Genomic DNA, 13,912 nt, shown 5'->3' with positions numbered 1-13,912 from the left:
AGGGCGTCGACGTCGTCGACGACCGCCCAGTCGAGCCGGGCGCGGGCGGTGGCGGGATCGGTGATCTGCTGCACCGGACGCCCGTCGACCGACGGGAAGGTGGTGCGCAGCACCTCGTGGCGCTCGACGACATCGCCGACCGCCTGGCGCAGGGCATCGAGATCGACCGCACCACGCAGCCGCAGGCCGATCGGCAGGTTGTAGGCCGGTGACGAGGTGTCGAACTGGTTGATGAACCAGATCCGGCGCTGCGCGAACGACAGTGGCACCTGCGCCGGGCGCGGGTCGACGCGCCGCACCGGGGGCAGACCCGCCCCTCGGGATGCGACGAGGGCGACCAGTTCCCGCACCGACGGCGCATCGAAGACGTCGCGGACGGACACGTCCACGCCGAGGGCGGCCGCGGTCCGCGCGGCGACCCGGGTGGCGGCCAGCGAGTTGCCGCCGAGATCGAAGAACGAGGCGGTCACGGACACCTGCGCCACCCCGAGCACCGATGCGACCACCGCCTCGACAGCCTGCTCCGCGGTACTCGCCGGTGCCACGACGTCGTCGACGGTGAACTCCGGTGCGGGTAGCGCGGAGCGGTCGACCTTGCCCGAGGCGTTGCGGGGCAGGCTGTCCTGGAGCTGCCAGATCGACGGGCGGAGGAACTCGACGAGGTTCTCGGCGGCGAAGGACCGCAGGGAGTCCACGTCCACCGCGCCACCGGCGACGCCGGCCACGTGCGCGACCAGCACGTCACCGGCCGGACCGGCCACCACGGCCGCGGCCACCGCCGCCACCCCGGGGGCACCGGCCAGGACGGACTCGACCTCTTCGAGCTCGATCCGCTGGCCGTGGAGTTTGACCTGGAAGTCGCTGCGCCCGACGTACTCCAGCGATCCGTCGGCGCGTCGCCGGACGAGATCGCCGGTGCGATAGAGGCGCCCGCCGGAATCTCCCGCGGAATCGGTACCGAAGGGATCGGTACCGAAGGGATCGGCGACGAATCGCTCGGCGGTGAGTCCCGGCTGCCCGGCATAGCCGCGGGCGACCTGTACGCCACCGAGATAGAGCTCACCGGTGACGCCGACCGGGACCGGATGCAGGTAGGTGTCGAGGACCCGAGCGGTGATACCGGCGACCGGGCGGCCGATACCCGGATGGGTTGTGTCCGAGGCGACCTCGGCGATCGTGGCGTCGACGGTGGCCTCGGTGGGCCCGTACTGGTCGATCAGGCGTGCGCCGGGGATCGTGTCCAGCGCACGTCGTGCCACGGCCGGGGCGAGGAGTTCGCCGCCGGTGAACACGGTACGGATCGAGGACATGCCATCGGGATCCGACTGTGCCACCGCGTCGTCGAGGAAGACCGCCAGCATCGACGGGACGAACTGGGCCATCGTGACCTGCTCGGCAGCTATCACCGCACGCAGCGCGCGGGGGTCGCGATGGGCATCGGGTCCGGCGAGAACCGCGGTGGCACCGGAGATCACGGGCCAGAACAGCTCCCACACCGAGGCGTCGAAGGTGGCCGGGGTCTTGACCAGGACGCGTTCGGTGCGCGGATCGTCACTCAGGGTGCCGAACCAGCTGAGCAGGTTGGCCAGCGACCGGTGGCTGACGGTGACGCCCTTGGGCTGACCGGTGGAGCCGGAGGTGAACAGGATGTAGGCGGCGGTGTCGGGGCGGATCGTCCCGCGCCGCTCCGCCGCGGTCGGCAGCGCCATGTCGGGGGCGATCGGGGTCTCGGGGTCTACGGAGAGCACCCGCGTCCCCGGGACATCGCCGACCAGGGCGCGCACGGCCGGCGGCGCACCGTCGGGGCCCACCAGGATGTGTCCCGCGCCGGTGGCGGCCACCATGTGGGCGATCCGGGCGGCCGGGGCGTCGGGGTCCATCGGCACATAGGCACCACCGGCACACACCACCGCATGGATCGCCACGAGCAGTTCCGGCGACCGCGGGATACACACGCCCACCGCATCATCCGGACCGATACCGGCGGCGATCAGCCGATGGGCCAGGGCGGCCACCCGCGCACCGAACCCGGCGGCGGTGAGGGTGCGGCCCGCGGCGGTCACGACGGTCCGCCCCGGATCACCGTCTCGCAGACCGGCACCGATCAGCTCGGTCACATCCGACCGGGGGACATCGAATTCGGGCAGGGTGGGCCGCGGACCGGCCGCGGCGGCCTCCAGTGCGTCGTGCTCGGCGGCGGACAGGATGTCGGCGGCACCCACCGGCAGCTCGGGATGGGCGGTCAGGGCGTCGAGCACCCGGACGAACCGCTCACCGAACTGCCGCGCGGTCGCCTCGTCGAACAGGTCGGTGGCATAGCCGATCGTTCCCCGCCATCGGTTCTCCCCCACCGCGATACCCAGCGTGAGGTCCACCTTGCTGGGCAGGTCGTCGGGTTCGGCGGCCCGGATCCGCAAGCCGCCGACGTCGCCGACCTCGAGTGTCACCGTGGTGAGATCTGTTGTGGCGGACTGGTCGAAGGCCAGCCACACCTGGGCGAGCGGGGCGAATGCCGCCGAGCGGATGGGATCGACCCGGTCCACCACCGCCTCGAACGGGACGTCGGCGTTGGCGAGCGCGGCGAGGTCGACATCGCGTGTGGCACTGATGAGTTCGGCAAACAAAATATCTGGGCGAACGTCGGTGCGCAGGGCCAGAGTGTTGACGAACATGCCGACCACCGGGTCGAGCACCGACTGGCCGCGTCCGGCGATCGGGGTGCCGACGACGATGTCGGTGGACGCCGACAACCGTGCCAGCAGGACGGCGAGGGCGGCATGGGCGACCATGAAACCCGAGGCGTCATGAGTGCGCGCCAGTCGCTCGGCGCGCTCCGAGACCGACTGCGGCACGGTGAATTCCACACGTGCTCCGCGGTGCGAGGCAACCGCCGGCCGGGGACGGTCGGTGGGGATCTCGATGACCTCGGCGACGCCGTCGAGCCGGTCGGCCCAGTAGGACAGCTGCGCACCGATCGGCGAATCGGGGTCGGCGGTGTCGCCGAGGACCTGCTGCTGCCAGACGGCGTGGTCGGCCACCTGCACCGCGAGCGGGACGAGATCGGGTTCTGCGCCGCTGATCCGGGCGCGATAGGCGGTCAGCAGATCGGCGACCAGCGGCTGCAGCGACTCGCCGTCGCAGGCGATGTGGTGCAACACCAATGCCACCACGTGTTCGGATGCGGACCGCCGCAGGAGACGCACGCGCACCGGCCATTGTGCGGTGACGTCGAAACCCGTGGTCGCCGCGGCACGCAGCGCGGCATCGTCGCCGACGGCCGCCCAGTCCATCGCGGAGGCGATCTCGTCGACCCCGTGGACATGCTGGTGGGCCACCCCGTCGACCGACGGATAGGTGGTGCGCAGGACCTCGTGTCGGGTGATCACGTCGGCCAGCGCCCGCCGCAGGGCCGCGACGTCGAGATCGCCGGTCAGCTCCAGGATGGCCGGGACGTTGTAGGTGGGTGCGGTGGGGTCGAGGCGGTTGAGGAACCACATCCGTTGCTGCGCCAGCGACAGCGGGATGCGTTCGGGCCGGTCACCGGCGACGATCGGCGGCAGCGCCGCACCGCTCTCGGCCGACCGCTCGGCCAGCTCGCGCACACTCGGCGCCTCGAACAGATCACGGACGGTGAGGTCGACGCCGAGTTCCTCGGTGGCGCGTCCCACGATCCGTGCGGCGAGCAGGGAGTTGCCGCCGATGTCGAAGATGGACTCGGTGACGCCGACGCGGTCGAGACCCAGCACGTCGGCGAAGATCACCGCCAGCCGGCGTTCGGTGTCGGTGGCCGGCTCGACCGACTCACCCGACGACCCGATCACCGGGCGCGGCAACGCCTGTCGGTCGAGTTTGCCGTTGCCGGTCAGGGGCAGCCGATCGATCACCGTGACGACGTCGGGGACCATGTACTCGGGTACCGCACGCGCGACGAAGCGGCGCACCTCGGCACCGTCGACGTCGGCGCCCTCGGCGGCGACCACATATCCGGCGAGCAGGCCGCCCCGATCCTGCTGGTCGACGACGGCCGCCGCCGCGGCCACGACCCCGCTGACGCGGAGCATCGCGGCCTCGATCTCGCCGTACTCGATCCGGAAGCCACGCAACTGCACCTGGGCGTCTCCCCGCCCGAGGTACTCGATGTCGTCGCCCACGCGGCGCGCGAGGTCGCCGGTGCGATACATCCGTGATCCGTCCGCGGCGAACGGGTCGGCCACGAACCGGCCGGCGGTGAGCCCGTGGCGGTCGAGGTATCCGCGTGCGAGTTGTGAACCCGCGACATACATCTCGCCGACGACTCCGGTCGGTACCGGCCGCAGTCGCGAGTCCAGGAGGTGCAGGCGCAGCGACGGCAGCGGATGGCCGATGAACGACGCGTCCTCGGCGGTGACGACCGCCGGGTCGAGCGCACGGTGCGAGACGTGCACGGTGGTCTCGGTGATGCCGTACATGTTGACCAGCACGGCCTCACCCGCGGGTTCGGTGTCGTACCAGCGGCGGACCTGCTCGAAACTCAATGCCTCGCCGCCGAACACGATGTAGCGCAGGTCCAGCGGGACCGGGTTGCGGCGGCGGGCGTCACCGAGCTGATAGAACGCCGACGGTGTCTGGCTGAGTACGGTGACGTGCTGTTCGGCAAGCACCTCCAGGCATCGCCGGGGGTCGCGGGTGACGTCCTCGCCCAGGATCAGCAGTCGGGCGCCGGTCAGCAGCGGTCCCCACAGTTCCCACACCGAGAAGTCGAAGGAATAGGAGTGGAACATGGTCCACACGTCGGTGTGGGAGAAGTCGAATTCGGTTGCGGCGGCGGCCATCAGCGCGACCACATCGGCGTGGGTGACCACCACGCCCTTGGGTGTGCCGGTCGATCCGGAGGTGTAGATGACGTAGGCGGGTGTGCGGTCGTCGATCGCCGGGGCGCGCCACTCGGCGGTCGCGGCCGGCCCCGCCGCCTGCTCGTCGCCGACGAGGCGGCCGACGGTGGTCAGCCGCACACCGAGATCTTCTCCGCCGTCGGCCCAGTCGGTGTCGGTCAGCACGAGCAGCGGTGCCGCGTCGTCGACGATGGTGCGGATGCGGGCGATCGGCTGCGATCGGTCCAGCGGCAGATAGCCTGCGCCGGAGCGCAGGACCCCGAGCAGGGCGACGACCAGGTCGGTGGTGCGGCCGACGGCGACGCCGATCAGCGTCTCGGGCCCGGCGCCGGCGGCGAGCAGGGCCCCGGCGAGTTCGGCCGACCGCTCGTCGAGTTCCCGGTAGGTCAGGCTGCGTCCCGACAGGTCGGTGACGGCCACCCGATCACCGAAGCGGGCGACGCTCGACCGGAACAGGCCCGGCAGCGAACACAGATCGTCGGTTCCGGCGAGACGGGCTGCGCGCGCGCGGATGTCGGCGATCGCCTCCCGGGTCGCCGCCGCGATGCGGGCGGGCTCGAGACCGGCCGTCGGGAGCAGACCGGCCAGGGCGGCACCCACCGCCGCGGCGTCGTCGAGTCCCTGGGCGGCGAGGACCCCGGCGGTCACCGAGACCTGGGTGTGCAGCCGGCCGAACGTGACCGGTCCCGACGGCGCCTGCACCGCAACCGTGTCGGGTGATGCCGCGGCGGCGAAGGCGATCAGGTGAAGAGTCGTAGCCTGGGAGCCCCAGGCACGAGAGATGTCCGTGGCTCCTGCATCGACATCGGTCACGTCTGAGTCGTTCCTTCCCTCACCTGTGTACGGTTCCCGCCGGCGACGACCTCCGTCGCGGTGGACCGGATGGCTTCGAGCACCTCGCCGAGCGCCGCCGGTCCATCGGCGGCGAGCGTCGGGATCAAACTCATCAGCGCGGTGGTCAGCGCCGAATCCCGGTCCGGCAGCACCGCCGCCATCGCGGTGGTCATCGCCGCGATCGCGGTGAACGTGACCGGGACGGCGTCGCGGCCGACGGCACCGGACTCGGGCGCCACCTGGGCGGCGAGGTCGACCAGTTGCGGCAGTGGCAGCGCGGCGATGTCGTCGGACCCCTCGCCCGCTGCGGCGTCCTCCTCGGCGGTGGTCACCGAGATGTCGCCGACGAGGACCTGCGGGTTCTCGGCGATGTCCTCGAGCACCCGGAGGTAGCGGCGGGTGTAGAGCTCGACGGTCTCGCGGCGGAAGAGATCGGCCGCATAGATCATCTGGGCCTTCATCGCCGGTTCCTCCTGGGGGATCTCGTCCTGCACCGCACGGGGGGCCGGTTGCGGTGGGTAGAGCGTCAGCTGCAGGTCCACCTTCGCCGCGGTCAGTTCCTCCGACAGCGGCGTGACCGTCAGGCCGTCGAGGGTCACCGTGGGGAAGGTGAAGTTCTGGAAGGCGAACATGACCTGGTAGATCGGATTGTGACTGGTCGGCCTCGAGGTCAGCACCGCATCGGCGATTGTGTCGAAAGCGATGTCCGCACAGGCCATGTCGGCCAGATCGTCCTCGCGCACCCGGTGCAGCATCTCGGCGAACTTCTCGTCGTCACGGATCTGGGTACGCAGGGCGAGGGTGTTGACGAACATGCCGACGACGTCATCGAGTTCGGCCTCGCCCCGGCCGGCGTGCGGGGTGCCGATGACGATGTCGCGCTGCGTGGTCAACCGGCTCAGCAACAGCGCGAAGGCGGCCTGCATCACCATGAACAGCGTCGCATTGTGCCCGCGCGCCACCACCTCGAGGCCGGCCACCAGGTCCGGGTCGAGATCGAAGTCGACCGCACCGCCGGTGAAGCTCGGGGTGCGGGGCCGCGGCCGGTCGGTGGGCAGTTCCAGCCGGGCCGGGGTGCCGGCGAGCCGCTGGGTCCAGTAGGCCAGCTGACGCTGGGCCTCGGAGTTCCCGTCGTCGTCGGTGCCGGCGAGGATCTCCTGCTGCCACAGGGTGAAGTCGAGGTAGTCGACGGGCATGTCCGACCAGTTCGGCGGCACTCCCCCGACACGTGATGCGTAGGCCGACATGAGATCTCGGGCCAGCGGACCCATCGAGATGCCGTCGGCGGCGATGTGGTGGACCACCGCGACCAGCACGTGCTCGTCGGAGCCGGTGGCCAGCAACAGGACCCGCACCGGCGGTGACGCGGTGACGTCGAATCCCCGGCCGGTGAAGGCCGCGATCGCCGCGGCCGGGTCGCCGTGACCCTGCTCGTCCATCCGTCGCTCGATCCGCTCGAGCGCGGTGGCGGTGTCGAGCACCGTCTGGATCGGGTCGCCGTCGACCATCGGATAGTGGGTGCGCAGGGCATGGTGCCGGGCGATCACGTCCTCGACCGCGGCCGAGATCGCGTCCCGGTCGAGCGCTCCCGACAGGTGCAGGGCCATCGCGACGTTGTAGGCCGGCGAGTCCGGGTCGGCATGGTTGATCAGCCACATCCCGCGCTGCACCGTCGACAGCGGGGCGACGCCGTCATGGTCGGCGGGTTCGAGCCGGCGCCGGCGGTGCCGGTGCAGCCGGGCCGCATGATCACACAGCTCCCGCACCGACGGGGCGGCGAAGATCGCGGCGACGGTGATGTCGTATTCGAGTTCCGCCGACAACCGTGCCGCGAGTTTGGTTGCACTGAGCGAGTTCCCGCCGAGATCGAAGAACGACTCGGTGACACTCACGTGATCGGCACCGAGGACCTCCGCGTACACCCGGGCCACGATCTGCTCGGTGTCGGTGCTCGGCGCGACCGTCTCCGCGACGGTGATCACCGGCTCCGGCAGGGCCTTGCGGTCGACCTTGCCCGCCGCGTTCAGCGGGATCGCCGGCAGCGGCATCCAGATGGTCGGCACCATGAAGTCCGGCAGGTGCTCGGCGAGTGTCCGCGCGACCGTCGCCGGTGGTGTCGTATCGGGTGCGTAGTAGGCGACCAGCGACTGGCCCGCCGACAGGTCGACGACCGTCGCCGCGGCGTGCACCACCCCGGGAACGGCCACCAGCGCCGCCTCGATCTCGCCGAGCTCGAGCCGGCGGCCGCGCAGCTTCACCTGGAAGTCGTTGCGTCCCAGGTATTCCAGCTCCCCGGCCGAGTTCCACCGCACGAGGTCGCCGGTCCGGTACAGCCGGGCCCCGTCCGAACCGAACGGATCGGCCACGAAACGCTCGGCGGTGAGCCCGCCCTGTGCGGCGTACCCGCGGGCGAGTTGGACCCCGCCGAGGTACAGCTCGCCGGGCACACCCTGCGGGACCGGTTCGAGCCGGGGTCCGAGCACATGGGTGGTGGTGTTGGCGACGGGACGGCCGATCGGCACCACCGTCTCACCCGCCACCACCTCGTGGGCGGTGACGTCCACGGCCGCCTCGGTGGGGCCGTACAGGTTGTGCAGGCGGGTGGTCGGGAGTCCGCGGAGCACCGCGGCGGCGACCCGAGCGGGCAGCGCCTCCCCCGAGGTGAACATCAGCCGCACCGATTCCATCGACGCGAACTCGACGGTGTCGAGCGCGTCGAGGAAGGCCGAGAGCATCGACGGCACGAAGTGCACCACCGACACCCGGTGACGGTTGATCACCTGACGCAGATAGGACGGGTCGCCGTGCCGGTTCGGTTCGGCGATCACCAGGGTCGACCCGGTCATCAAGGGCCAGAACAGTTCCCACAGCGAGACGTCGAAGGTGACCGGCGTCTTCTGCAGCACGACGTCGTCGGCGGTCAGCCGGTGGGCGTCCTGCATCCACCGCAGCCGGTTGCCGATCGCCGCATGGCTCACGGTCACGCCCTTGGGCCGGCCGGTGGAGCCGGAGGTGAACAGGGTGTAGGCGGCGTCGTCGGTGCGCAGCGGGGCGTGCCGGTCCGCGTCGGTCACCGGCGCCGCACCGCGGGCGGTGACGGTCTCGATCGGGATCGCGGTGTCGACCGGGGTCACCGCCACCGCCGGTCCGAGAGCGTCCGCGAAGCCCGGGGTGTGCCCGGCGGCGACGAGCAGGTGCCGCACACCACCGGTGCGCACCATGTACTGCGCGCGTTCGACCGGCGTGTCGACCGCCACCGGCAGGTAGGCGCCACCGGCGGCGACCACCGCGTGGATCGCGACGAGCAGTTCGGCCGACCGGTCGATGGCGACGGCGACGGTGTCGTCGGGGCCGATCCCCGCGGCGATCAGGTCGCGGGCGAGACCGTTGACGCGGGAACCGAATTCGGCGTAGTCGACGACGCGGTCCCCGGCGATCAGCGCGGGCCGGTCGCCGGCTGCGGCGACGGCCGCGGCGATCAGGTCGGGCAGGGTGGTGGCCGGCATGTCGGTGGCGGCACCGTGCGACCATTCGCGGATCGGTGCGAGCTCGTCGGCCGAGCACCGGAGCAGGTCGGCGACGCCGACCGCATCGACGTCGGCCTGCGCCATCCCGCGCAGCACCGCGATCAGACCGTCGGCGAATCTGGCGATCGTCGCTTCCTCGAAAAGGTCCGACGCATAGGTGAACTCGATGCTGATCGGGGTGGCCGCAGCGGAGCCGCGGGGGTCGGCGACATGCACCGAGAGGTCGTATTTGGCTGCGGGCACCCGGGCGTCGATGACGGCGTCGGCCGGTCCGCGGTCCCCGGCGGGTCGGGCCCCGGTCGGACGGCCGCCGAGCAGGCGACCGAGGTGATCGCCCTGCATCACCAGCTCGACGCCGAACAGCGGGGCGTGTGACCGCGAGGTGCGCACGCCGAGTGCGGTGACGACCTGTTCGAACGGGACGTCGGCATTGCCGAGTGCACGAGCGCGGACCCGGTGCGCCCGGCGCAGCAGGCCGCCCACGGTGTCGGCGGGGTCGACGGTGGTACGCAGGATCACCGTGTTGACGAACATGCCCACCAGGTCGGCCAGCCGCGGATCGTCGCGACCGGACACGGCGGTGCCGATGGGGACCTCGCCGCTGCCCACGAACCGCGACATCACCGCGGCGAGGGCCGACTGGAACACCGCGAAGGTCGTGACCCCCTGGACGGATGCGAGTGCGCGGATCGCCGACGACGTCTCGAGGTCGAGATCGACGTCGAGATGCGCCCCGCGCCCGCTGCCGGTGGCCGGACGCGGGCGGTCGGTCGGCAGCGACACGAAGGCGGGCAGCCCGTCGAGCTCGTCCTGCCAGAACGTCAGCTGACGGCGGAGCAGGGACTGCTCGTCGGTGATGTCACCGAGCAGATCCCGGTGCCACAGTGCGTAATCGGCGTACTGGACCGGCAACGGCCGCCACTGCGGCGCATGTCCTGCCGAGCGCGCCGCGTAGGCCGTCGAGAGGTCGGCGATCAGCGGCGCCAGCGACGCCCCGTCCCCGACGATGTGGTGCAGCACCACCACCAGGACGTGATCGGTGACGGTCCCTGCGGCGTCGACGACCCGCAGCAGCCGGACCCGGGTCGGGTGGTCGGCGACGAGATCGAAACCCGCTGCGGCAGCGTCGCCGATCGTCGCGGCCAGCGCATCGGGGGCGACGTCGGTCACCGCGAAGACCTGGTCGGCGTCGAGGTCGACCTGCGCGGTCGGGGTGATCAGCTGATGGGGCTCGCCGGAGCCCTCGGGGAAGATCGTCCGCAGCGCCTCGTGGCGGTCGAGGACGTCGCGCAGCGCGGCGCGGACCGCCGCGGTGTCGACGGCGGGACCGAGCCGCAGGGCACCGGGCATGTTGTAGACGCCCGAGGACGGGTCCATCCGGTTGATCAGCCAGAGTCGGGTCTGCGGGTGCGACAACGGGATTCGTTCCGGCCGCGGCATCGGGGTGAGCGGCGGGTGCTCGTCGGCGCCCCGTGGTGTCGCGGTGCTCGCCAGATCGGCGACGGTCGCACTGTCGAACACATCGGCCAGCGTGATCGCCAGACCCGGACCCGACCGTGCCCGGGCGACCAGCCGGGCCGCGGTGAGCGAGTCCGCACCGAGCGCGAAGATGTTGTCCGACAAGCTGATCCGACCGACTCCGAGTAGATCCTCGAGCAGCCGCACCACCGCGACCTCGGCGGCCGTGCGGGGTGCCTGGTAGACCGAGGTGTGCGAGCGGGCCGCCGGGGCCGGAAGCGCCGTACGGTCGAGCTTGCCGGTGACCGTGGTGGGGAACTTCTCGAGTACCACGATCGATGCGGGGACCATGTGCGAGGGCAGCTGTTTGCGGCAGGCCCGCAACAGCCGGTCGACCAGCGCCTCGGTGTGGGGGACATCGGTGTGGGGGAAATCGGTGCCGGGGGAATCGGTGTGGGGGGTCGCCGAATCCGACGGCGCGCCGGCGCATTTGACGTAGCCGATGACCGCCGGGGAGGGGCCGTCGGCGCGGACCACCACCACCGCGTGGTCGATGCACGGATCGCCGAGCAGGACGGCCTCGATCTCGCCCGGTTCCACGCGCTGGCCACGGATCTTGACCTGGAAGTCGGTGCGGCCCAGGTAGTCGAGGCGGCCGTCGGCATCCCATCGGGCCAGGTCGCCGGTACGGTACATCCGCCGGCCGGTCGCGAACGGGTCGGCGACGAACCGCTCGGCGGTGCGTGCGGGGGCGCCGAGGTAGCCGTGGGCCAGCTGCACGCCGGACAGGTAGAGCTCGCCGGGCACACCCACCGGAACCCGGCGCAGGTTGGCATCGAGGACGCGCAACTCGGTGCCCGGCACGGGGCGCCCGATCGGGATGATCGGGACGTCACGCTCCACCACGTACTCGGTGACGTCGACGGCGGCCTCGGTGGGGCCGTACAGGTTGATCAGGGTGATGTCGGCGCGGTCGAGTACCCGCTGCGCGAGGGCCGGCGAGAGCGCCTCCCCGGACGTGATGATCCGGCGCAGGGTCGGCGGGACCAGCGCCGTGGACTCCTCGACCGCGTCGACGAAGACCTCGAGCATCGACGGGACGAAGTGCACGGCCGTGATCGACTCGGACTCGATGAGCTGCCGCAGATGGTCGGGGTCCCGATGCCCGCCCGGTCGGGCGATGACCATCCGCGCACCGACCTGCAGCGGCCAGAACAGTTCGGGCACCGACACGTCGAAGGTGGTCGGCGTCTTGTACAGGAACGCGTCGTCGGCGGTGAACGGAAAGTGCTCCTGCACCCAGGCGAGCCGGTTCAGCACCGCCTCGTGGGAGACCTCGACCCCCTTGGGGACACCGGTCGAGCCGGAGGTGAACAGGACATAGGCGGCATGGCCCGACGGGTACCGGCGGAACCGGTCGGGCGCGTCGACCTCCTGCGGGTCGACGGCGTCGAACCTCGGGTCCTCGCCGAACACGGTCTCGAGGAAGGCGGCGTCGACCACCAGGCGGGGGGCCGCGGTGTCCAGTACCGACCGTCGGCGGGCGGCGGGCTGGTCCGGATCGACCGGGACGTAGGCGGCGCCGAGGGTCAGGGTCGCATAGATGGCCGCGACCTGGTCGATCCCGCGCGGCAACACCACCGCGACCCGATCGCCTGCCACGACGCCGTTCCTGGCGATCCATGTGGCGAGTACGCGCCGGAGCAGATCGAACTCACCGTAGGTCCAGTGCCGCTCGCCCTCGATGATCGCGATGCGGTCCGGATGGTCGCGCACCTGGCCGGTGAAACCGTCGAGCAGGTCGGCGTCGGGGGCGAACACCGGGCCCGGCCCACCGGTCTCGAGGTCTGCCAGTGCCGTGTGCTCGACCGGCCGCAGGACGTCCACGTCGTCGACCCGGACATCGAGGTCGGCGACGAACCGCTCGACGAAGATCAGGAACCGCTCGAGGTGATCGTGCATCTGCGTCGACGAGTACAGATGCGGGTTGCCGTGGAGGTCGACCACCACCGGCGCACCGGGGCTCGCCTGGTACAGGTTGATCAGCAGATCCTCGAGGATTCCCGAGGTGAGGATGCGGTACTCCATGGTGGTGCCGTCGATCGCGACCTCGTCGTCGAAGAACACCATGTTGATGGTCGGACCGAAGGTGACCGACGAGGCGTCGAATCCCGCATCGCGCCGGATGTCGTCGGAGCGGTAGCGCTGATGCCGCAGCGCCCCCATGAGCTCGAGCTGGGCGGCGGCGACCAGCTCGCGCCCGGTCTGCTCACGCACCCGGCGGAGTCGGACCGGGAGCGCATTGGACACCATCCCGCCCGCGGTCCGGATGCGGGCGGTGGCCCGGCCGGTGACCGGCAGGCTCATCACGATGTCGTCGGCATCGCTCATCCTGGCCAGGAATGCGCCGAAGGCGGCGGTCAGCACCACCGCGATCGAGCTGTTGGCCTCGCGGGCCAGCTCGTCGATCCGCGTCTGCAGGGTGGCGTCGAGCTCGTGACCGGCGACGATGTTGTCGAACGACAGCGGTGCCTTGACCTTGTGCCGGGCCAGGGTCACGCCCTCGGGGAGGTCGGCGACCCGCTCGAGCCAGTGTTCGCGGTCGGACACGCGGCGTGCGCTGGTGCGGTAGGCGTCCTCGTACTCGACGATCTCGGCCATCCCCGCCGGGGCCTTCTCGGTGGGCTCGTCGCCCCGCCGCAGGGCGTTGTACCGGTCGACGGTGCGGCGCACGATCCCGAGCGCGGCGTAACCGTCGACGATGATGTGGTGAGCGCGGCCGTACCAGAAGGTCCGGTCCTCGCCGACGAGCAGCATCGTGGTCACGATGAGCTGGTCGTTCAGCAGATCGACGGGCCGACGGTACTCACGGCGCATCCAGTCCTGGGCCGTGGCGACCGGGTCGTCGGCATCGCGCAGGTCGACGACGTCGACGCGCTGGTCGTAGTCGACGTCGACGTACTGCATCGGGACACCGTCGACCTCGACGAGCCGGATGTACGGCGATTCGACGAGCTTGCCCACGTCGTAGCAGCACTGCACCAGCAGGTCGATGTCGAGACCGCCCGGCTCGTGCCGGATGTCGACGTACTGGGCGATGTTGACCGAGTAGTCGGGCGAGAGCGTCTCGGCGAACCACAATCCCCGCTGTGCGGCGGTCAGGGGCAGCAGCCGGCGCTCTCGCACCTCGGCAGCCTGCGCCTGCGCCATCAGATCGGTCAT

General features: G+C 71.2%; 2 protein-coding genes (1 of these 2 only partly in view). Both read right to left on the bottom strand.

The genetic code is table 11. The annotated features are described in order from the left end of the window. Positions 1-5,684 carry the 5' portion of a non-ribosomal peptide synthase/polyketide synthase gene (locus tag GD1_RS02015; protein WP_059035328.1) on the bottom strand. 34,708 nt of this gene lie to the left of the window's left edge, so only the first 5,684 of its 40,392 coding nucleotides appear in the window; it begins with the start codon at positions 5,682-5,684; its stop codon lies beyond the left edge, outside the window. After that, positions 5,681-13,912, bottom strand: coding sequence for a non-ribosomal peptide synthetase (locus tag GD1_RS02010; protein ID WP_083533790.1), 8,232 nt, complete (start codon positions 13,910-13,912; stop codon positions 5,681-5,683). The genes GD1_RS02015 and GD1_RS02010 overlap by 4 nt, the downstream gene beginning before the upstream one ends.

Source organism: Gordonia desulfuricans NBRC 100010 (assembly GCF_001485495.1).
In the GTDB taxonomy this organism is placed as follows: domain Bacteria; phylum Actinomycetota; class Actinomycetes; order Mycobacteriales; family Mycobacteriaceae; genus Gordonia; species Gordonia desulfuricans.
Note: the sequence above shows the minus strand (reverse complement) of the source record. Positions and strands in the feature narration are given on the sequence as shown.